This is a genomic window from Paenibacillus sp. Pae15, assembly GCF_024519685.1.
Classification (GTDB): Bacteria; Bacillota; Bacilli; order Paenibacillales; family NBRC-103111; genus Paenibacillus_G; species Paenibacillus_G naphthalenovorans.
This window is the reverse complement of record NZ_JALJRM010000015.1, coordinates 101429-124690: the sequence shown is the minus strand read 5'-3', so window position 1 is coordinate 124690 and position 23262 is coordinate 101429. Positions and strand designations below refer to the sequence as shown.

Annotated in this window: 19 protein-coding genes; 11 read left to right on the top strand and 8 right to left on the bottom strand. The window is 45.5% G+C overall.

The window, feature by feature from the left end:
- Window positions 1-92: 92 nt before the first annotated feature.
- From NR121_RS14355 to NR121_RS14305, 11 genes are all read left to right on the top strand, one after another.
- The gene (locus NR121_RS14355; protein ID WP_054819568.1) at window positions 93-764 is read left to right on the top strand and encodes a response regulator transcription factor; all 672 of its coding nucleotides are present in this window, start codon (window positions 93-95) and stop codon (window positions 762-764) included.
- On the top strand, window positions 761-1786 hold the full coding sequence (locus NR121_RS14350; protein ID WP_256831371.1) for a sensor histidine kinase: 1026 nt from the start codon (window positions 761-763) through the stop codon (window positions 1784-1786). Before NR121_RS14355 ends, NR121_RS14350 begins: the two co-directional genes overlap by 4 nt.
- A 1686-nt stretch (window positions 1787-3472) precedes the next feature.
- Window positions 3473-5059 carry a restriction endonuclease subunit S gene (locus NR121_RS14345; RefSeq protein ID WP_256831370.1) on the top strand — a complete coding sequence of 529 codons (1587 nt, stop codon included), beginning with the start codon at window positions 3473-3475 and terminating at the stop codon, window positions 5057-5059.
- Between the two features lie 16 nt (window positions 5060-5075).
- On the top strand, window positions 5076-6599 hold the full coding sequence (locus tag NR121_RS14340; protein WP_054819567.1) for a class I SAM-dependent DNA methyltransferase: 1524 nt from the start codon (window positions 5076-5078) through the stop codon (window positions 6597-6599).
- Entirely contained in the window at window positions 6589-7914 is a 1326-nt protein-coding gene (locus NR121_RS14335) for a restriction endonuclease subunit S (RefSeq protein ID WP_256831369.1), read from the top strand. Before NR121_RS14340 ends, NR121_RS14335 begins: the two co-directional genes overlap by 11 nt.
- An 18-nt stretch (window positions 7915-7932) precedes the next feature.
- Complete coding sequence (locus NR121_RS14330) at window positions 7933-11070, top strand: type I restriction endonuclease subunit R (protein ID WP_256831368.1); 3138 nt, start codon at window positions 7933-7935, stop codon at window positions 11068-11070.
- 65 nt (window positions 11071-11135) lie between these two features.
- A complete protein-coding gene (locus NR121_RS14325) occupies window positions 11136-12143 on the top strand; it encodes a CBASS cGAMP-activated phospholipase (RefSeq protein WP_256831367.1) in 1008 nt (335 codons plus the stop codon).
- A complete protein-coding gene (locus tag NR121_RS14320) occupies window positions 12127-13107 on the top strand; it encodes a CBASS cGAMP synthase (RefSeq protein WP_256831366.1) in 981 nt (326 codons plus the stop codon). The genes NR121_RS14325 and NR121_RS14320 overlap by 17 nt, the downstream gene beginning before the upstream one ends.
- Entirely contained in the window at window positions 13091-14875 is a 1785-nt protein-coding gene (locus tag NR121_RS14315) for a ThiF family adenylyltransferase (protein ID WP_230192084.1), read from the top strand. The genes NR121_RS14320 and NR121_RS14315 overlap by 17 nt, the downstream gene beginning before the upstream one ends.
- The gene (locus tag NR121_RS14310) at window positions 14876-15349 is read left to right on the top strand and encodes a Mov34/MPN/PAD-1 family protein (RefSeq protein WP_010274523.1); all 474 of its coding nucleotides are present in this window, start codon (window positions 14876-14878) and stop codon (window positions 15347-15349) included. It begins immediately after the preceding gene.
- Window positions 15350-15520: 171 nt separating this feature from the next.
- Window positions 15521-15922, top strand: coding sequence for a nuclear transport factor 2 family protein (locus tag NR121_RS14305; protein WP_010274525.1), 402 nt, complete (start codon window positions 15521-15523; stop codon window positions 15920-15922).
- Between the two features lie 281 nt (window positions 15923-16203).
- Here NR121_RS14305 and NR121_RS14300 read toward each other — a convergent pair whose 3' ends face one another.
- From NR121_RS14300 to NR121_RS14265, 8 genes are all read right to left on the bottom strand, one after another.
- Window positions 16204-18237, bottom strand: a complete 2034-nt coding sequence (locus NR121_RS14300; RefSeq protein WP_256831364.1) for a C40 family peptidase — start codon at window positions 18235-18237, stop codon at window positions 16204-16206.
- 25 nt (window positions 18238-18262) lie between these two features.
- Complete coding sequence (locus tag NR121_RS14295) at window positions 18263-18670, bottom strand: DUF6075 family protein (protein WP_054819558.1); 408 nt, start codon at window positions 18668-18670, stop codon at window positions 18263-18265.
- Between the two features lie 123 nt (window positions 18671-18793).
- Window positions 18794-19213: an RNA polymerase sigma factor gene (locus NR121_RS14290; protein ID WP_054819557.1), complete on the bottom strand. Its 420-nt coding sequence runs from the start codon at window positions 19211-19213 to the stop codon at window positions 18794-18796.
- A gap of 2 nt (window positions 19214-19215) precedes the next feature.
- Window positions 19216-19494 (bottom strand): hypothetical protein, encoded by a 279-nt coding sequence (locus NR121_RS14285; protein WP_256831363.1) that lies wholly within the window; start codon window positions 19492-19494, stop codon window positions 19216-19218.
- A gap of 398 nt (window positions 19495-19892) precedes the next feature.
- Window positions 19893-22223 (bottom strand): VirB4-like conjugal transfer ATPase, CD1110 family, encoded by a 2331-nt coding sequence (locus NR121_RS14280; RefSeq protein WP_256831361.1) that lies wholly within the window; start codon window positions 22221-22223, stop codon window positions 19893-19895.
- Complete coding sequence (locus NR121_RS14275) at window positions 22216-22578, bottom strand: PrgI family protein (protein ID WP_054819556.1); 363 nt, start codon at window positions 22576-22578, stop codon at window positions 22216-22218. Before NR121_RS14275 ends, NR121_RS14280 begins: the two co-directional genes overlap by 8 nt.
- 29 nt (window positions 22579-22607) lie before the next feature.
- A complete protein-coding gene (locus NR121_RS14270) occupies window positions 22608-22949 on the bottom strand; it encodes a hypothetical protein (protein WP_054819555.1) in 342 nt (113 codons plus the stop codon).
- A 24-nt stretch (window positions 22950-22973) separates the two neighbouring features.
- Window positions 22974-23159 (bottom strand): Spo0E family sporulation regulatory protein-aspartic acid phosphatase, encoded by a 186-nt coding sequence (locus NR121_RS14265; protein WP_054819554.1) that lies wholly within the window; start codon window positions 23157-23159, stop codon window positions 22974-22976.
- Between the last annotated feature and the right edge of the window lie 103 nt (window positions 23160-23262).

Below are 23262 nucleotides of genomic sequence, written 5' to 3'. Positions count from 1 at the left end.
AAGTGCCTCTAAACCCTTGTGACATAAGGATTTTTTGATTATTCAGCAAGCCCTATAATAGGATTAAGGATATGGAGGCGTATGGAATGAAGATGAAGATAATGATCGTAGAAGACGACCCGACTATTCGGGGGTTAATCGGCGAGACCGTCGGGAAGTGGGGATACGAATCCGTATTGTGTGACGAGTTCAACAGGATTCAAGACATGTTCCTTCAGACCGAACCGCACCTCGTGTTAATGGATATTAATTTACCCATATTCGATGGATATTATTGGTGCAGCCGAATTCGGGAATTGTCTAACGTGCCGATTATTTTTCTCTCCTCACGGGATTCGCCGATGGATATGGTTATGGCGATGAATATGGGCGGGGACGATTATATCCAGAAGCCGTTCTACGACGATGTGCTTATCGCGAAAATCAAAGCGCTGCTCCGCAGAACCTACTCTTATGCCGAAACGCCAGTCAACATAATCGAGCACGAAGGCGTCCTGCTGAACCTAGGTGATCGGAAGCTTACTTCCGGCGATCGATCGATTGAACTGACAAAGAACGAATTCGTCATCGTACGGCTATTGTTGCAGAATAAGGGCCATATCGTAAGCCGGGACAAAATCATGCGCTGCCTATGGGAGGACGAAAGTTTCGTCGACGACAATACGCTGACCGTGAACATGACCCGAATCCGAAAGAAATTGGATGAGATTGGACGTTATGGGTTCATTACGACGATCAAGGGAGAAGGTTATATAATCAAATGAGCTTTCTACATTATTTGGATGATAAACGTTATTTTCTGATCTTCTTTGCTGGAATGCTATCCTTCGTTGCTTTGATGATGTTCGTAAGCACCGAGGGAACGTATCGTGTTGGAGACATAATGTATACTCTATCCGGATGCGTGTTGTTGGCCGCGGTATACGTGGTCGGAGGCTATTTGCGCTGGAGAACCCGCAACAGGATATTACATGACCTGGTAAACAACAGATGGGACGAACTAACCGTAGCTTTGCCCGAACCTCTAACATATGAACAGCGTCAGTATACGGCACTGATCAAGAAGCTCTACAGCAATAAGCTTGAGGCCATCGGAAGGCTTCAAGACGAGAAAAAAGATTTTCATGATTTTATTGTTTCCTGGATTCATGAGGTCAAGCTGCCGATTACGGCATGTACCCTGCTGTTTAGAAATGCGTCAGGTAAGTCGGTAGAGGAGCTGATCCATGTATTCGAAGATGAATTGTTCAAAATCGACCATTATGTCGAGCAAGCCCTGTTTTACGCAAGAATTGATTCCTTTTCCAAGGATTACTTGATCGCGGAAGTCTCTCTAAACCGAATCGTGCGAAACAGTGTGAGAAAGTACGCAAAAATGTTTGTAGCCAAGCGAGTTCATTTTACAATGTGGGAAAAAGAGGAATGGGTGCATACCGATGCGAAGTGGCTCGGATATATCGTAGATCAGATCATGTCGAATGCCTTGAAATATGTCGGTGACAGCGGAAGAATCGTGTGCTCTTTCGAGGCTGATAACGAAGAGAAGAGGCTTTCCATAAGGGATACGGGTATTGGTATTAAAGCGGAAGATATTGGTCGTATTTTCGAGAAAGGGTTTACGGGCGCTAACGGAAGGCAAATTGCAAAATCGACGGGATTGGGGTTATATCTCGCTAACCGCATGGCCGTCAAACTCGGACACCGATTGTCCGTCCAATCGGAAGAGGGAAGCTATACGACACTTACGCTTCACTTCCCTAACTCGAACCATTTATATGAAATGTGAATTATACTTTCAACTGGCGTAACGCCTTCAGCTCGGTTAAGTATCACCAGGACGGGGGATTACCTGCCTTGGCGATTGCTGTTAGGGGTGTATCAATTACCTTGTGAGACAGGGGTTGCCAAGGAGTTATTTCTTGACCAGTATGACAATCTATCTTTCCTATAACATCTCCTTCATTTTTTCTTGGTACCCTGTATTCCTGACGGACTATTTAATTCTTTCTTCCTAACAATGACTAATCCATGATTGCTCATCCCCAAGATACTCCGCTCTCTACATGTTCTCATATGATATTTCAGCCATATCTCCTACTCGTCATCGTCCAGTCTATGAATGACCCATTAAGAGGGCGATACCATCTGTAGCAACATGGTCAATGATTTCTATTTCTTGTTCACCTAGTAACTGTTCGCTGGGCTGCTGGGAAAATGGCCGGCGAATGCCCAAAAACGGTGGAAACTTGTGAAAAAAGCCTGACTGCGACCAGGATATGCCCAAGAGGTATCGGATGAAATCAATCGTTGTATTTGACAAGGGGCAGTAATAAACCGAATTGCATCTGCTGAGGTGACTCCATTATGGCTGCATTGACACTGCGTATCTAGCCGTTTCCCGAGAATCTGGAAGTTGAGTTATTTTGGTTCGGATCCCCTTTCGCGGACTACAAAGGGAATTGGAGAATTCGAGTCGCATTTCGGAGGTAACCGGGGACTTGAAAGTTATATCCTACCCTTGGGGAACAGTCCCCCATTTGCGCATGGGACAAATCTACACCAACGGGATTTGATCAAATCAAGCCATTTGAAAGTATTGTACATAGAATAACAATAGCAGAATGAATCAAGATCTGATGAGCAATGGATTTAAATTGCCCAAGAGCTTGATTGACTTCCATATAAAATCCGGAGCTTGGGCTTCAACAGTTTGACGAGATGATTTATTGCTTTCCAGTGTTTCGAATTCATTCGAGCCGCAAGTCAAGATGTATTGGAGCCCCTCCTACGTTTATGCGATTCTCCAATTTTCCGTGAGTTACTGCTCGTCGAGAGGATGTGCGGCATTCCCATACCGGCAATGACGTGATCGTCACCTCCGGGAGCCTGTATGTCCAAACGGCTCCAGGCGATCCTGTGCGATCGTACAGGCGAATCATGGTATCACGACTAAGTTTGTTATCGAAATTGCCCGGCCGGATGATTGGTCCATTTCGACATTGCTCCTCCACCCAACCCAGCAGACTTCACTAATGACGGTTAAGCGTGACATTAAGTTGCTTCTTGAGGGGCTTGTTCAAAAAGGCGGCCACTGGGATTAGAACATTTTAAACCAATGAAACGGCTTCACTATCGATATGGTTGAGCATTATCAACGCGATTCAATTAGGGGTTGGGCGTATCGGATAACGGGAAAATATCAGACTGTCGAGAAAGTCCTTTTCGAATAGGCACGAGGAAATCAAAAGTAAAAACAAGGTGATCAGATCGGTTTAAATCGATTTTTCTTATAAAAGTTGAGTCCACCCACATCAAAATGCGTTATATAGAAAGCCGGATTCACATTCTACCGATTTTTCGACAGTCTGAAAACATCCGGCTATACATGTTTGAATTTATTTTTGGTATTGTAATACTCAATTCATTGATGGTATAATTTAGTTGGCTTTTGGCAGCGAAAGAAGGTGATGAATTGATTGAGTCGTTTTGGAATATCTGTCTGCTTCACGATATATCAACCCGTGATCAGTTGCTTCGCGAGGCCATTAGAGTGAAGCGGACGCAACAACTTCTGGAACAGCAACAGTTGGCCGAAACGGAGCTAATGACAGAACCTGAGAAGCTGTTTCAGTGGATGAAGGAACGCGCCTTAGACAAAGAATTAGGCCATTTTCCCGGCGATCGGGATTTATTTTATAAATTATACCATGCAGGCAAGGATATGGACTTGTTGGAATACGCCTTGCTCACCATCCAACAAGATCGTGTTACAGGGAGCATTGTCGTCCATCCAGGAATCGTCGAGCGGTTTGTCGATCAGTGTGAGCGACATGGCTACAAGAACATTCTGTTTGCAGAAGCTGAGAAGTATATCAAAGGACTCATTGAAACGAAATGTTACCATCGCCCAGGGACAATCACATTGTTAACGGAAAACTACATCGTAGGCAGATTGTTCAAAACGTATTTCGAGCCCTATCCCAATATCCGCATCGTTCAAGGGTCCATTTATCAGCCGCTGCCCGCAGAACATCAATTCGACGCGATCCTGGCGATGCCGAATTTCGGTATGAAAATGAACGATGACGATGTCGCGGTTCGGGAGTCCGAAGGCGCAGCGGCCAGCTACCTTCTTCCACTCTTGCAAGACGGCGGGAGATTAAGCGTGACCTTGCCCGCGCGGATGCTGTTTCAATCTGGCTCAATCGCAAGCTGGCGGAAGCAAATGAATGAACAGGCGCCGGTGCAAACGATCTATTCGCTTCCGGACGGCTTGTTTCGTCCCTACACTTCTATCAAGACCTATCAGGTTGACTTCGGCAAAGCGCCTGTGGAAGAAGTGATCCTCGGGCGGCTCCATTTGGAAAAGTCAAAGCTTGTGGCGGAACGGGAGATTACCATCCATCCCGACCGGTTCCGAGAGCTGGATCATTGGCGAATTGAACTACTATTGGATGAAGATCAGGATACACTTCGTTCCTTCCAACAGGCGGCAACCCCGAAAGTGAAGCTGCGCGATGTGGCAGAAATTTTTCGGGGAAAATCGATTCTTAAACAGGATCTAAAGCCCGGGAACATTAAGGTGCTGAATATATCCAATCTGGATGACGGCGAAGTGTTATTGGATCAGCTTGAAACGATTGACGAGGAAGAGCGGAAAGTGAAGCGTTACGAGATTCTCCCAGGCGACTTGGTTATGACGTGCCGCGGCACCGTGAACAAGCTGGCTGTGTTTCCGGAGACCCAAGGGGTAGTCATCGCCTCCTCGAATATGATCGTGATTCGATTCAAGTCGGTAATCAAGAGCCATTTTGCCAAAATGTTTCTGGAAAGCCCGGTCGGGACGGCTCTTATTCAAAGCTTCCAGCGGGGGACGACTGTAATGAATCTGAACCCGGCGGATGTGGCGGAATTGGAATTGCCGCTGATACCTGAAGACACACAGTTAGAATTAATAGAGCAATATATTCGTGAGAAGGAACGTTATAAAGAAGTCATTCGAGAAGCGGCGAACCGCTGGGAACAAGTGAAGAGCCAGTTATACGAGCAACTCTACTGAGGAGGAATTTAGGATCATGGCAACAGCGAACATTGGATTCGAGGAAAAATTATGGAGCATGGCCGATAAACTGCGCGGCAGTATGGATGCAGCGGAGTATAAGCATGTAGCTCTCGGTCTTCTATTTCTGAAATATGTGTCGGATGCATTTGAAGAAAAATATGAAGCATTGAAAAATGAACCGTATGCCGATCCGGAGGACCGGGACGAATACGTGGCAGAAAATATATTCTGGGTACCGAAGGAAGCGCGCTGGAGCCATATCAAGGATAACGCGAAGAAGCCGGAAATCGGGCAGATCATTGATAATGCGATGATTGCCATCGAGAAGGAAAATCCATCGCTGAAAGGCGTGCTGCCAAAAGATTACGCCAGGCCGGCGCTGGATAAAACTCGTCTTGGCGAAGTGATCGATTTGTTCTCGTTCAAAGTCGGCGATGAAGAAAGCCGTTCGAAGGATGTACTGGGGCGGGTATATGAGTATTTCCTTAGCAAATTCGCAAGCGCGGAAGGCAAGAACGGCGGGGAATTCTATACCCCGAACAGCGTTGTTCGCCTGCTCGTCGAGATGATACAGCCCTTCAAGGGCCGCGTATACGACCCCTGCTGTGGTTCCGGCGGCATGTTCGTTCAGAGCGAGAAGTTTGTAGAGGAGCATCAGGGGCGCATTGGCGATATCGCGGTGTACGGGCAGGAGTCGAATCCGACGACGTGGAAGTTGTGCAAAATGAACCTCGCCATTCGCGGCATCGACGGCAACCTTGGGGAGCATCACGCGGACACGTTTCACAATGATTTACATAAAAATCTGAAGGCCGATTACATCCTGGCCAATCCGCCGTTCAATATCAGCGATTGGGGCGGCGAGCGGCTGACGGAGGATACCCGTTGGGCATATGGGGTGCCTCCCGCAGGGAATGCCAACTATGCGTGGATTCAGCATATCGTGAACAAGCTTGCGCCCAGCGGCGTTGCCGGCTTCGTACTGGCGAACGGCTCCATGTCGACAAGTACGACGGCGGAGTTTGAAATTCGCAGCAAGCTGGTTAATGCCGATCTGGTCGATTGTATCGTCACCTTGCCGGGGCAGTTGTTCTACTCTACGCAAATTCCGGTTTGTCTCTGGTTCATCGCCAAAAATAAAGCGCCAAAAGGTCTTCGGGACCGCCGCGGCGAAATCCTGTTTATCGATGCACGCAAAATGGGTCATATGGTCGATCGGACACATCGCGAGTTGAGCGCAGAGGACATCCGGAAGATCACCGATACATACCATGCATGGCGTGGACAGCCAGAAGCGGGTGCATATGAAGATATGAAGGGCTTCTGCAAAGCGGCGAAGCTTGCAGAGGTGCAGGAGCATGAATACATCCTGACGCCTGGTCGTTATGTCGGGATTGAAGATGTGGAAGAAGACAGCGAACCTTTCGAGGATAAAATGGCACGGCTGACATCGGAGCTGGCGGAGCAGTTTGCCAAGTCTCGGCAGTTAGAGGATGAAATTCGCAAGCGGTTTGGGGGGATCGGATTTGAAATATAAGTTGAAAGACTTGCTTGAAGAAAAAGGGTATATTAGAGGTCCTTTCGGGTCTGCATTGGTTAGAAGTGAATTAAAGGAAAAAGGCATTCCGGTTTACGAACAACAACATGCAATATACAACATTCGGGACTTTCGGTTCTATATTGATGAGGAAAAATTCAATGAGATGAGGAGATTTTGCGTACGGGAAGATGACCTGCTCATAAGTTGTTCAGGCACTGTTGGTAAAGTAACACGAATTAAAAAGAACGACCCAATTGGCATAATAAGCCAAGCTTTGTTAATATTGCGTGTAAATAAGACGAAGGTATTCCCAGAATACCTTAAGTATTTTTTTGAATCGAAAGAAGGCTATAATTCAATAGTTTCTCGTTCGAGCGGAAGTGTGCAGGTAAATATCGCTAAGCGAGAGATTATCGAAGGTATTGAATTAGAGGTGCCAGAAAAAGAAGAGCAACACAGAATTGTAAATATATTAAAGAGTCTAGATGATAAAATCGAACTCAACAACGCCATCAACAAAAACCTTGAAGAAATGGCCCAAGCCCTTTTTAAACGATGGTTTGTGGACTTTGAGTTTCCGAATGAAAACGGCGAACCGTATAAGTCCAGCGGCGGCGAGTTTGAGGAAAGTGAGTTGGGGTTGATTCCGAAGGGTTGGAGAGTTGGTATTTTAGATGATCTTTGTGAGATGATTTTTAGCGGAGGTACACCTTCAACTAAAAATGAAGCTTATTGGAATGGTGATTTATTTTGGTTGTCTTCAGGTGAAACAAGAAATAGATATATTATTTCTACAGAAAAAAGAATTACACAAGACGGTGTAGAAAATTCATCTACAAGATTAGCTAAAAAGTATGATGTAGTAATTGCATCAGCTGGCCAAGGCTCAACAAGAGGTCAAACGTCTATTTGTTTAGTTGATACTTATATTAATCAATCAATAATAGCTGTAAGAGCAAAAAAAGGCAGTACATTCCCCAGTTATTTGTTTTTTAATCTTAGTACTAGATACGAAGAATTAAGGCAAATCTCTGATAGTAATAGCATAAGGGGAAGTTTAACCACAAATACTTTAAAAAAACTAAAAATAATTATTCCTCCGATTGAGATTCAATATAAAATCTGCTCTGTGCTTGACCAAGTTATTAACTGTGCAGAATACTATCAAAGACAAAATGAGTACTTAACCCAAATCCGCGACACCCTTCTCCCCAAGCTCATGTCCGGCGAGATCCGTGTCCCTGTCGAGCAGGATCATAACGATCCCGATCTGCCAATGGTTGCGGAGAGTAGCGTAATCTATCAACCCTAATCCAAAGGAGGTGTAACGATGGCCTACTATACGACGTCCTATACCGAAAGCGACCTGGAGCAGGCCGCACTGGAGTGGTTCGAAGAACTGAACTACGAAAAAGCTTACGGCCCGGACATTTCTCCCGAAGGCGAGTATCCCGAAAGGCAATTTTACCATGACGTCATCCTGAAAGATCGGTTGCGCGATTCGCTCATTCGTATCAACAAACATGTACCGCGGGAAGCGATAGAGGAAGCGATCAAGGTCGTTGAAGTGCCGCGCAGTCCCAGCCTGCTGATCAATAACAAGGCGTTCCAGAAGATGATTACCGATGGGATCGACGTGCAGTATCAAGCCGCCAATGGCGAATATCCGACAGAGAAAGTATGGCTGTTCGACACCGACCCGGACCGGATCGGCAACAACGATTTTCTGGTCGTCAACCAGTTTACCGTTGTTGAAAATCAGGGAGAGAAGCGCCCGGATATCGTCGTGTTCGTAAACGGTTTGCCGATCGCCGTATTTGAATTGAAAAGCGCCTCCAACGAAGAAGTCGGGATCAGCGATGCCTATCATCAGGTGCAGACGTACAAAGGCGCGATACCGTCCCTGTTCACCTACAACTCGTTTCTGGTCATCAGCGACGGCGTGAATGCGCGGGTTGGCACGTTGACAGCCAATGAAGACCGGTTTATGATGTGGCGCACGATTGATGGCGATGACGTGGCGCCCTCCTCCCTGCCCCAGCTTGAAGTGCTTGTGAAAGGAATGTTCGAGAAAAGCCGACTGCTTGATATTATCAAGCATTTCGTGCTGTTTCAAACCGATGGGGAGCATCTGTTCAAAATATTGGCGGGATACCACCAATACCACGCCACCAACAAGGCGATTGCAAGTACGGAACGGGCGACGATGGACGAAGGAGACCGCAAAATCGGCGTTATCTGGCATACGCAAGGCTCCGGCAAAAGCTTGTCCATGGTTTTCTACGCGGGAAAACTTGTCCTGACGCTGAACAACCCGACGATCGTCGTGGTGACGGACCGGAACGATCTGGACGATCAGTTGTTCAGCACGTTCAGCAAGTCGAAGGACTTGCTCAGGCAAACGCCTCAGCAAGCGGAAAATCGGACTCATTTGCGTGAGCTTTTGTCAGTGGAGTCGGGCGGGATCATTTTCACAACGGTCCACAAGTTCACCCCCGATGAAAATGAAGACAAGTATCCTGTACTTACGGAACGCCGCAATGTGATTGTGATTGCGGACGAGGCGCATCGCAGCCAATACGGGTTTCAGGCGGATATGGTCGCCGGGGACGACGAAGCGGCCATTAAGTATGGCTATGCCAAGTATATGCGCGATGCGTTGCCGAACGCTTCTTATATTGGCTTTACCGGAACGCCGGTCGAACTGACAGACAAAAATACGCCTGCCGTTTTCGGTGACTACATCGATATTTACGATATGACCCGAGCCGTAGAAGACGGAACCACGGTCAGAATTTATTATGAAAGCCGCATTGCCCGCCTGGAGTTGTCGGAGGCGGAGCGCCCGGTCATTGACAGCGAGTATGAGGATATTACGGAGTACCAGGAGTACACGCAGCGGGAGCGTCTGAAGTCGCGTTGGGCCAGGCTTGAAGCGTTGGCCGGTGCAGAGAAACGGGTCAGGAAAGTCGCGCAGGATGTCGTCGAACATTTCGAGCAGCGGCAGAAAGCCGGCTTCGGCAAAGCGATGATTGTTGTGATGTCGCGGCGGATCGCCATCGATATGTACAGAGCGATTGTTGCACTCCGGCCGGATTGGCACAGCGATGATGATAACGAAGGCAAAATCAAAATCGTCATGACCGGAAGTTCCAGCGATCCGGAGGAGTGGCAACCGTTTATCGGCAACAAGCGGCGACGCGAACATCTCGCGAAGCGGATGAAAGATGTGAACGATCCGCTTCAGATCGTCATTGTCCGTGATATGTGGCTGACCGGTTTTGACGTGCCGAGCATGAATACGATGTACATCGACAAGCCGATGAAAGGCCATAATCTGATGCAGGCGATCGCCCGCGTGAATCGGGTATTCCGCGACAAGCCGGGCGGTCTGATCGTCGATTATATCGGAATTGCGGACTTGCTGAAATCGGCGCTTCAACAATATACGGAAAATGACCGAAAAACTGCTGGTATCGATACAGACCAAGCCGTTGACTTTATGCTGGAAAGGCTGCAGCTCATCCGCGAATTGCTTCATGGGTATGACTACAGTAAATTCGCTTCGGAGAAAGCAGCCGAACGGATGAAGGCCATTGTTGAGACGGTCGATTACGTACTTGGATTAGGTGAAGAGAGCAAGCGGAACTTCCTGAATTGGACGACGGAATTGGCAAGAGCCTTCTCGCTCTGCGCGACGACTCCCGCCGCGGAGGAAGTCAATGTCGAAATCAGTTTCTTCAAAGCGGTTAAATCTGGTATAATTAAGCTGATAACAGACGAAAACAAGAGAAAAACGACGAAAGAACTCGATGCCGAGTTGAATCAGCTCATTTCGAAATCGGTCGTATCCGATGAAGTCGTCGATATTCTGGAAGCCGTAGGCTTGCAGAAACCGAACATCGCGATACTATCGGACGAGTTTCTGGAACATGTGCGCGGGTTGAAGCAGAAAAATCTGGCTGTGGAACTTCTCCGCAGGCTGCTTCAGGGGAAAGTGAAGGCCGTTTCCCGAACCAGTATTGTGCAATCGAAGAAATTTTCCGAGATGCTGGAGGAAGCCATTCGGAAATACAACAATCGTACCATCGAAACGACACAGGTTATCGAAGAACTGATCCAGATGGCCAAAGAAATGAACGCAGCCGTCAAGCGCGGCGAAGATCTCGGTCTGATCAAGGAAGAGCTGGCTTTCTATGATGCGCTCGCTTCGAATGAATCGGCCAAGGAACTGATGGGCGATCTCATGCTGAAGCAGATTGCACATGAGCTGACCCAAGCGATCAAGAGCAACATTAAGGTCGACTGGACGCTTCGTGAGAATGTACGTGCTCAGATGCGAATTACCGTCAAGCGGCTGTTGAAGAAATACGGTTACCCGCCGGATCTGGAAAAGATGGCCATTGATCTGGTGCTTCAGCAAGCTGAATTGATGGCACAGGCGGAGACGGAAGAGTTTAAATATTAACGGACATCAAAGGCGTAGGACATCAAGTTTGACTGTTTCTACGCCATTTTTTGAGAGGTGAGAATGTGCCGGGATGTTATCGGATATTAGCTATAGACGGCGGAGGTATTAAAGGTCTTTATTCTGCTGTAATTCTAGAAGAGATTGAAAAAGTATACGGACCTGTGTATCAGAATTTCAATCTCATATGCGGCACATCAACTGGGGGAATTATTGCACTTGCATTGGCATCTGGCATGCCAGCGTCAGACATTGTGAGATTCTATAAAGAAAAAGGACCTTCTATATTTCCATATCAAAATCCATTCTATCGAAAGATTCATTATTTTAAACAAATATTGATCAAATCAAAGTATTCGAGCAATCAACTAAAATTGGCGCTCGAAGAAGTATTCCAGGATAAAAAAATAGAAGATTGCAAGACAAGTGTATTAATTCCAACAGTTAATGTTACCACAGGGTCACCTTATGTATTTAAATCAGACCACCAACCAACTTTAACAAGGGATAGTAAACGTCTCTTATCCGAAGTCGCACTTGCAACTACTGCTGCTCCCACTTACTTTCCGATTGTAGAGCTGCAAACAAAAGAGGGTCCGCAACAATTTGTTGATGGTGGACTCTGGGCCAATAACCCATCTTTATTGGGGATGCAAGAATATTTTACATACTACCTTAACAAGGGGTTTGATTCCTACTGTCTATTATCAATTTCATCTTTAAATGAGCACGCGAGATTTCCAGAGCCGCATAAGGTGTGGAAATCGAAATCGTTCAGTAGTTGGGGGAATAAGTTAATTTCCACTATGATCGATACACAGAGTTTCGCTGTCGACAATCACATGAAATTTATAACAAAATACTTACCGGGTCACTATGTTCGAATAACTAGTACAGAATTATCGGATCAAGAAAAAAAGTATATTGAGTTAGACCGTGCTTGTCCTACCGCAATCAGCATTATGCTTGATAAAGGTGTTCAAGCGAGTAAAAAATGGCTGTTTGAAGATTCGGTCAGAAAAATCTTTGAATATCATATTCAGGAGGGCGAGAAGTATGTCAAATTGTCATGACTTGTTCATTAAATTTCATGATGATGAAATCTATCTTAAATCTGACAAAAAAGAAAGTTTACGAACATCCAGGAATGCGTTGCGGGATAAAATTAAGAAGTATTTTTCTGAAGAATTAGATGTGAAAAAGCCCAAGTTTTATGGCCAGGGCTCATACATGATGAATACTACGGTAACTCCTATTGATGGTGAATATGATATTGATGACGGTATATATTTGGAACACTTAAAGGACACGGATGAGGGCGATTGGCCTACCCCATCAACTGTTCATAGCTGGATTGTTAAGGCCACAAAAGGCCATACCAGTGAGGATCCTGTAGATAAAAATACGTGTGTCAGGGTTATATATAAAGCAAATTACCACGTCGATTTACCGATTTACATCAAAAAAGACGACCAAAGTCCAAAACTCGCGCACAAATCTAAAGGATGGATAACCAGTGACCCCAAGGCATTAACCGATTGGTTTAAGGGGGAAGTTCAAACAAAAGGGGACCAATTAAAGAGACTGGTTCGGTATCTAAAAGCATGGAAGGATTATAAGGAGAACGATACCAAGTTTCCAAGTGGAATGATTCTGACAATACTTGCAGCCAATCATTTTGTAAGCGATTATCCGGATGAAGATGATGCAGCATTGGTAGCAACAGCAAAGGAAATTCATAATACACTTTCTGAATCATTTTCATTGGTTAGACCAGTAGTACCTGGCGAGGAACTCTTTGATAACTGGTCAGAAACGAGAAGAACAAATTTCCTGAACAAGCTTGAAGATCTTGTTAAAAAAGGTGGGGAAGCTTTAGAAAATCAGGATAAAACCGAGGCTTCAAAGAAGTGGAGAAAAATTTTCGGTTCACGATTCCCTGAATATCAACCACCCAAAGATGAGAATAAAGGGAGTAATTCTGCCATTCAAACCAATTCGGCAGCAGTTTTAGGTAACCATGGAAGATCTGCGTAAACTTGAGGAATATTATGATGGAGTGTTACAGCTAGTAACACTCCATCTTATAAATTCATACGGCGCTGTAGAAGAAACCGACAAGGAATTTAATGATCGAAATTATCCTAAAGCATTTAGGATTAAATTGAATGAAGAAAGTATAGAAATAATAATCGCGATCCCATATAATTATCCAGACTCTTTTCCGAAAGTAGTTATTCCCGAACCGTATTTCTCAGAGCTTTACCCAATTCCGCATTTAGATGCGGAACAAGTCCTATGCACATTTGATTCCGATCAAGCTCATCCAAATGCGGTTGACCCAATAGGTGTGATAAAAGAAATTATTCAAAAGGCTCAACAACTCATCTATACCGGGAAGAACAAACTAAATATTACGGAATACATGGATGAATTCGAAAGTTATTGGGGACAGGAATCGACTAATCAATATTTGTCACTTATTAAATTGACTGATGACCCCAAAATCATTGAAGCCATAAGCTTCCACCATCCTTCTTGGGGTAATCAACTATTGTTCGCCGATTCAAGAGTCGATGGGCAAAGATGGATACTGCAAGTTGGCGGGAAAATATATGATAAGCGGAAAAAGGCTCTCTACCTTCCATTACAATCTATTGGAATTCCACCATTTCCAAGGAACAACCGCGAACTATTGCAGAGACTCAGAAGCTTTTCTCGTGATTCGCTAAAGACACTCTTGAAATTCTTGGATAGAGATAATAGGCCTAGTACAATTGTTTTTTCCATCCCTTATGGTAGCAGCAAAGTTATTGGAGTATGGGAACATGGGGAGAATATTTTAATTTCTACCTCAGCATTTAAAGGCAAGAAGAAAAAGAAGACAGGATTGAAGGGGTTCAGGCCTGGCAGAAAAAATGCACTACTTGAATTGACGAGGGATTTCGGAGATCTTAAGTTATTGAAGCATACCATTAAAAGAGTTGATAAAGATTATTTATTTATTCGTGGCGGAGACGGAAATGTCGAGAGTGGGTTAAGAGTCGGAATAGTCGGATGTGGGTCAGTTGGAAGTCATATTGCACGTTCTTTAGCGGATATTGGTGTTGAAGAGTTTCTTTTTGTTGATAAGGATATATTAACTTTTGACAATATAGCTCGACATGTTTGCGGAGCAAGTGATGTTGGAAAGAAAAAAGTTGACGCTCTGCAAAAGATGATTACGTCACATTTTCCAAATTGTGAAGTCGCTTGCTACCCGGAAGATATATTAAAATTGCTTGTCAGTTATGAATCCATACTGAACAATTGTGATTTTTCAGTTGTCGCGGTAGGACATCTCCCCACAGAGTTTCGCATTAATAAACTAATTCAAGAGCGAATAATTGAAAAGCCTATATTATTCGTTTGGGTTGAACCTTATCTGGCGGGGGCGCATGCAGTTTGGGTCGACCCAACTAAAAATGGCTGTTTTCAATGTTTGTTTGATGAACAACACCGTTTCATTCAAAGCGTACTCTTTAATCCAGGTGAATTTACAAAAAGAGAAGCTGGTTGCCAAAGCACATTCGTTCCGTATGGCGCACTAGAATTAAAAAGATTCATTAACGATTTAATGCTTTTTCTTCGAGATGCTTTGTCTGGTAAAGTGCAGGAGAATACTATATTTACCTGGCTAGGTAACTTAAAGGAACAAAGACTAAACAAGAGAAAAATATCTTCAATGTGGGTTGCTGCGGACAGCTATTCCGTTCGCATTCGTACAATCAGGGAACGAACAAATTGCAAAGGTTGCTCGAACTAAATGGAATATATATTTGGAGATAAATTGGTAAAGTTTACGGATGAGGTTGTTGACATACTCAATTCGTATAGACAAGTCAAGAAAAAGCAACACGAAGCAGGCGGTATCCTTCTGGGCCGAATATTTGACGATCAAATTATTATACAACAAATTACGACTCCGGGTCCTGGTGATAAATCAGGACGGTATTTTTTTGAACGGAATGTAAAAAGAGCCCAGTGGTTCGTAGATTTAGCGTGGAGATCTTCTAATGGAGAGGTAATATACTTAGGCGAATGGCATACCCACCCTGAGCCTGTACCTAGACCATCTTCAGTTGATCGAAAATTAATAACTAACATGCTACGTGATTCCAAGATGAGCATAGATTTCCTCTTTTTGGTTATAGTAGGGACAGAAGAAAAGTATGTTGCTGTGCAATTTGTTGGAAGTGATACTTCGCTAAAACAACTAGAACAACGCATCTCAGTCTAATGCTTTATTTTCATCGAGCACCTGACCCATCAAGCCCCGCAGCCAAAACCGAAATTTGGGTGCCGATTAAATAGTCAAAAATAGCCCGTTATCATTGATTTCACAATGAATATTCCAATAAGATGCGCGATAATGACCCTGATTATATGTCGGGGTCATTAGGAGGTAACGATGAATACTCATTCTGAAAACTTAAGAGTAGAATGCGCCGAAAATTGTGGGAATGCGCCGAAAAAAGAACTTCTTAGAGATCTCAGCATCGCTTTTGCCAAACTTGAAGTAGACTTTTGTATGGCATGGGTGACGGATGATATCGTTTGGGAAGTCATCGGAGATCACATCAAGCGAGGAAAAGCCGATTTTGAAAAAGCACTGAATCACATGAATAATCGAAAAGTTCAACAATTACACATCCACAACATCATCACCCACGGAAACGCGGGTTCAGTAAATGGAATTTTAGCATTCCATGATCAGCAAAGGTTTGCTTTTTGTGATGTATATAATTTCAGAGGTTTTGGGAGAAATGCAAAAATAAAGACGATTACATCGTATTTCATTCAAATTTCTTAAACCGAAATAATGCTATAGTCATGTTGTCTATTATATGATGACGATTGAAATCAGAATATGTAACAGAAGAGATCAAACTTATGATGTCACTACCTGCTCTGATTCTTAGCTTTTTCCGGAAGCGATTTACAGAACAAACATTTAGCAATTCATGATTTGAACTAACATTTAGAAAAAGACAAGCGTAGCGATTTAGCAAATAATCGTTTAGAATGGAGTCATAATCCGAAAGCATCGGTCAAAGTAACCTCGGGAGAGTTTTCCCCGGGGTTACTTTGTTTTTAGCTATAAACATTTTGTACGTTCATTTGAAACGGCCGCCCATACAGCACCTGCTGATCGGCGTCAAACAAATTCCGGTAAACCACTTGTCCGCGAGTGGATGAAGCATCGACGACCTTGCCGTTTCCGGCATAGATGCCAACATGGGTAATGTCCATAAACCGACCATTGCTGGCATAGCTCCAAAAGACCAAATCGCCCGGAGCCAAATCTTCAAAACGGATTGTCCACCCGTTATCGACACAATGTCTGGCTTGTTCAGCCGCCGTCCGCGGCAACTGAATGCTCAACTGCCGGTACACCCATTGAACAAGATAACTGCAATCTGTATAGCGGTCTTGCCCGGCCAAAACTTGACTGTATGGATCGCCCAAGCGAGTCAATGCCAAGCGGACAGCTTCACCGCCCCATTCCCCTTTCGGCAGATCGTGATAAACGATTTCAAGCTGCTCAGTCGTTAACCCAACATCCATATCTTTACCGAGAAGCGCGAACATGAGCGGGCGGAACTCCGCCGACAACATTTCATGCATGATCTCTCTTTGTTCGATTGTAAAGTCGTAGATGTCGGCCTGCTGCCCAGCAGTATGACTGGCAACTGTAATGTGCAATACCGATTCATACCAGGTTATCGTTTCCTTACTCGTGCTCCCATCTTCATGTTCCACCGTAATCGTTTCCCTGTGTTCAATCGTTTCCACGTAAGAGTCCAGTTGATTCATGTCCCAAAAGACGGAGCGAATCACATCCACCCGAGTGGCGTCCAGTGTGGCTACGTCCATGCCGTTTTCGCTGTCCATTACGGTACGAACCGCAAAGACCGCGATGACGTCCATCCAGTTATCGATGCGAGTATTATCAGCGCTTCCGAGATAATGGATTTCTACACGATCCACTGAGCCTGCATCCCGACGTATGTCCTCCAGTCGGACAGCAAATTCGTTGTCCATGTCTTGTACGATGTCAGAAAGCGGTAATACATCGCTATCCGTATTATCACTGGAGACAAAGATGCCAAAAGGAGATGATACAACCGCAGCAACAGCCATCATGATGCATAGCAAGATGATCACCGTACCGCTAACACCTAAAAGAGCGATCATGCCTTTGGCGAGTACCGCAGTCATTTTGGCCGCTACACGAATCATGCGAATGTTCCATCTGGCAACCGCTCGCAGCCGTTGCTTTGAACGGTGCGTGGTCATCAATCGAAAGGCTGCTTTTTGCGCTTCCCTGGCTTTATGTTTCATCCTATCTGTTGGATTATGGACCTGTCCTTTTTCTTGGTTAGACTGATGAATCGGCTTTACTGAATGGGAAAGCACCTTGATGACTTTGCCGCCCGTTTTGACACGCCCGGATACACCTGCATGCGGCTTCACCAGCTTATGAGCGGAAGAACGAACGGGGGCGGGATTTCGTTTCCTCCCGATTGTCATTTCACCGGGTTGTAGACTCGAACGTTTGTCACGAGAACGCACAGTAGTCTTGAAAAGGTTGTTCGTGGTCGTGACACGCTTCTCGACAGGTTTTGACATCGGGTTTAACTGTAATGGACGCTTGGTTTTGGAAAATGAATGTACAGCCTGACGATTATCTCTCCCTTGTATGGCACCTGTTGAATGGGCGGACAGCGCTTGTTGTTTATCGGAAACAAGCGAACGTTTGCTTGCTTGAATGCCGCTTTGCTTACCTGAACGCCGACCGCTTGACGTTTCCCCCGATTGCTGAGGCATGGTTACTTTCTCCTTCTCCGTCCCTATCAAGCGCTCCCGTTTTTTCCGAAGAAGACGAATTGCTCCTTTGCTCACACCTGAACTGATGCGCATCCCGTTGCGCAGCGTGGTCTTTGCCGCCCTCACGGATTGGTTTTGCGCGTGTACCACAGAGGAACCTGTAGATTCCGATTCATGACGATTAGATGACTTATGTTTGGAACGCACATCGACAGGCTTTGCTTTTTCCATCAAGTTGGAGAATCGATCCAGCTTCTTAATATTCTTCACCCGTGTTCTTGTCTTGATGTCCTTCATCAAGGTTGCCCTCCTGGCATTGCCATTAACGGGTTGGACCGTTCATGCGTTGGGGAACCCGGTCGTGGCTCCTGCAATATTCCGGATAACGCAAGCGAATCGCCTCAAAGAAATAAGGCGCATAACGACAATCAAACAACTCGTGCGGCGTGGAATCCCGTTCCTGCTGTTCTTCTGCCCATCCGTTCCACAGATTAAAGGCCAAGCGGCTTGCTCGAAGGGAAGTACCTGTTTGCCAGGAGGCCTTTAAACCTTTCGGTCGGATGCTGTCGTTTGAAAAGTCAAACAGGTCCTGAATATGCGTCCTCGTTTCTCGCGTCAAGCCTAACGTGTAAAACAACGCACGATGATAGGCATCTTGGCGATGAAAACGGCTCAGCATATCACCGTAAAACTTTTCGTGTTCCACATCACAAAACATACCGGGAAACATAACTCTAGCACTCCTTTCATAGTAGGCGACGATTAGTCATAATAGCCGCCAATCGTCGCCTTGAACATCATCCTCTACCAGCCCTTTCATTTTTGGGACAAAATCGGACCCTATGATTCAAAATCACTTATTCCCGAGAAATTGCTTCAACTTCTTCAGCCCGCTTTCGATGGACTTGCGCACGGCCTTTTCATCCACCTGCTCTACACGAGCGATAGCGACCTTACTCATTCCTAGGAAATAATGTGCGTAAATACGTCGAAACGACTTTTTCGGCAATCGACACATCGCTGCGTAAAGCTCTCTTCGAAAGGCCATTTCTTCATACTCCGTTTCAGTAGAACGAGAAGGAAACAGAATATCGTTTTCGATGCCATCGTTTCGATCCAGAGAGTAATATGCCCGATGGCGATAAGCGCGCAATTTATAAGCGCTTTCAAGCAACTCGAAACGTCGCATCTCCTGTACGATCTCCTCATCCACCTCGATCCAGACATCCGTTTGATAGAAAGGATACATATCGCGAAGATTGATTTTTTTCATTCTCATCCCTCTCCCTTGCTTTGATTGCCAAGCAAGCCAAAACAAGGAGGAGGTGAACGGCAGCCTGTGCCGCCTTTAAACTTGATGCGTAATAAAGAAAAACAAAAAAGACCCTTCGAAAGTACACACAAAGGGTCCGAACTTTGATCCACTGAACGTGTAACACCATTCTGCAAGCATGGCAAACGCGTCAGCGGCACATCTTCAATGAGCCTGATAGCGAATTCAGTTAGGGCCTGTTCTCTGGCAGCACGAGCTGCACGCGACTTGATATTAACCAACAATATCAACTCCCGCTCTCATGGCAACACCATGATGAGAAGCAAGCCCTGTTGTTCAGTTATGTATGCAGATTAGGTGCTACCATCCGTATTTTGAAAGACCGATAATGAAACAACTCCTCTCAATGGGAAACAGACTAACCCGACAGTCGTAGGACTAGAGTAATTTAAATAGTCTTGTAGTCGTGCGCTAGCGATAGAATAGTAAAATATACCTTTACTCTTCATATTAAGCCCTGGTCAATTTTTTTTCTGCACGCCGGAATGACTTCCATCTCCAATTAACCATCACTCAATTAGCCAGCAAGTACCACTTGTCTCAGACGGCTGTAACCAGCCGAATCTACATACATTGGCAAGCAGCTGATGAAGCATCTCATCAGCCGCTTGCCGAGGGTTTACAGCGATTCTCCCGGTTTCGTGGTCATCAAACGGTAAAGTTTTGTATGCCGTGGAAAGCTATCTGTAAATGGCACGAGAGAACTGCCGACCTTTAACAGCCCATTCCCGGCATCGACGTTTGTAATATAAGAAAGCTGGAGATCCGAAATATTAAGCAGTTCCGCCAACTCCTTGCGATCCGTACTGGCCTGATTCAGCATCACGATAAATTCGCTATTGGCCAGCATCGTTCGGGCCGTATGACTTTGCAACAAATCATCCACGTTTTGCGTAATCCCCGTACAAAAAGCGCCATACTTTCGGACACGTTTCCATAACGTGAACAAAAAGTTGGCGCTGTACTCGTGTTGGAAAAGCAGATAAATTTCATCGATGAAGATAAACGTGTTTTTCCCCTTGGCGCGATTTTGTGTAATTCGATTCAGAATGCTGTCCAATACAACCAGCATGCCAATCGGCAACAGTTGCTTGCCCAAATCCAAAATATCATAGCAGATCAGCCGGTTATGAACGTTGACGTTAGTCGGCTGGGCGAACGTATTCAAGCTGCCAGCGGTAAACAGTTCAATCGCCAGCGCGATGTCCTGCGCCTCCGGCTCGGATTGCTTGAGCAGTTCCGCTCGAAAATCCTGTAAGGTAGGCGGTTGCCCTTTGTAATTGCTTTGCAGATATTTTCGATACACACTGGCCGTGCAACGGTCAATAATCGACTTTTCCTTCGCTCCCAACTGAAAACCGCCGATCAGTTGCTCGCATAACGAAAGAACAAATTCGGATTTTAAAATGATCGGATTTGCTCCGTCACCGTATTGCCGGTTTATATCCATCGCATTGATATGATTAGGTGACGTGGCCGAGATATGAATGGTCTCTCCGCCTAGCGCTTCTACTAGGGCGGAATATTCACGTTCCGGGTCAATCAGAATAATGTCATCGCCGCTGGCCAGTATTTGATTGACGATTTCTCTTTTTGCCGTAAAGCTTTTTCCGGAGCCCGATACCCCCAAAATAAAGCTGTTTCCATTGAGCAACTGCTTGCGATTGGCAATGAGCATATTTTTACTGATGACGTTTTGTCCGTAGTAAATACCGCCTTCATGCATGATTTCCTGCGCCCGAAACGGGATAAACACCGCTGTGCTTTCTGTCGTCAACGTTCTCAAAGCATGTACTTTCCGTAAACCATAAGGCAACACGGTATTTAGACCGTCCATCTGCTGGTACATAAGAGGCGAGAATTGACACAGATGTTTGCGGGCCGTCGTCAATATCGCTTCGGTATCGTTGTCGAGTTGCTCCTTGCTTTCGGCCACATGCACCATCGTCAATAAGCCAAACATCATGCGTTGGTCGCGAGTCGTCAGGTCATCCAGAAATTCCTTGCTCTCTTTTCGCTGCTGCTCCATGTCATACGGGATAACAGCGGAGAAGTTGTTGTTATTGTTTTGCCGCCGCTGCCAGTTCGTAATGTTCGTTTCCACGCCCAACAAACGGTTTTCGATTTCGCGAACCGCCTCATCCGTTGGTATCGGAATGATGTCAAGGGACAGAAATAGGTTGCGGTGCAGGTCGCAAAGCTCGGATACCATACTGTCCTTGATATAGCTGGCATACTCACGCAGGAAGATGACCCGGCCATAAAGCTTCCCCATCCGAAAATGATCCTTTTCAAACTCAAACGTATCCGGACAAATATAATCTTTGAAATCATGTCCTTTGCGCATCGTTTCCGACAAGTCGAAACGAAAGTCCGTTTCCTCTCCCTGGCGGAAGAAATGGTGAAAAATACGCAGCCGCTCAGTGGCGTTCAGTTCCGTACATTTGGAGCCGAGACGAGAAAAATGGGCGATCAGGTCGGTCCCAACTCGAGAAAAGTAATGCCGGGCTTCTTCGATATTGGGTTTGGCAATGGATATCGTAATATACTTCTCTTGAATCGTACCGTTGGCCCCAACGGACTTTTCCAGCAGCATCTGATTATACTCTTGTCGATATTCGTCCAGTTCATCTTGCTGCAGCGGAATGAAGACCGAACTTTCAAAATCCGCTCGATTCAACCTCCGGTTATGGATGGTGATTTTCGTTGTCGCCCCGCTGTCAAAGGAATTGAGCAATTCGGAATACGACAGGAACATCGCTTCCTTATCTTCGCGGGAGGCGACGGAATAATTGATGTCCTCGAAGCGATACGTCTTGGTAAACTTGTTGCCAACTAAAAAAATCCCGTCCGCCCAAATAGAGCGAATCGGGATCACTTGTTGTACGCCTTTCGGTATGACAAACCGTTCCTTATCCTGCTTGATGATACGACTTAACGTCTTAATCATGGCGCTTCATTCCTTTTTCATACTGCTCTATGGTCTTGCTTAACGCCGCCGCATACGTGTTCGTCGAGTGGAAGACCAAGCGCCGCGGCATTAAAAATTCCGATTTGATATACGCCCATAGCAATTGCTCGGCATTCATACCATGGTACCGGATAAAGCCCAGGGCGGCGAAGGGAGCCGCACCCAAGACGCATACCCAACTGAGTGTCTCGATGCCGAAACGACTGCGCAGCATAAAATACAGCGCAATCGCCATACCTACGGCCAAAACAGAAAAAAAGAACTGTCGCAAGGACAGTCCAAAAAAGATGCTTTCCGTATACTCCCGGATCTCCCGGTTGATTTTCACTTCCACATGTCATCCCTCCCGATAGATACCTGATCTTACGGCTTCGTCTTTGCTTGGCCCTTTTCGTGACCAAATGTAACCGGCGTTTCATGTGGCGTTGAGTCGGAATGATTCAGTAAAGCAGAGGCAAGTTGTATGCCATCTGTCAATCCCTGCATGTACAGCCGTTCATTCATCATGGCTTGCTTGAGAATATACTTGTCCTCCCAGTCTTCAAACTCAGGTGTTTGAGCCATGATCAGCCCCGCAAATATAGTGTGAAACGCCTCATCTTCTTCATCTCTAATTTTTTTCAGCTCCGGATGATGTTCGATTTGTGCCGAAACCTCATCCAATCGCCTTTGAATGGCTCCCCGGAACCACGTTGGAAATCCCATGACCTTGCCCCTTCCATCCCTCTTTTACCATATCGGTTGCCTATCCTTGGCCTTCATTCGTTGATATTGCACCATCAACTCGTCTACCCTCCTACTCTGTTCCTGAACCTCTTGATTGTCGGATAAAGGAATCGATTGCATCAACGACTTTTCGCCAAGCTCGTTTAATTTTTGCCTCTCTTTCTCCAGTTTTCTTACTAGATCATCCACTCATTTGCACTCCTCTTCCTCATTCTGTTTGCAACTCTATCATGAAGCATTAGCATGTTGTCATTAGAAAAACTACCCTGATAGTACTTTTTAAACTCATTTT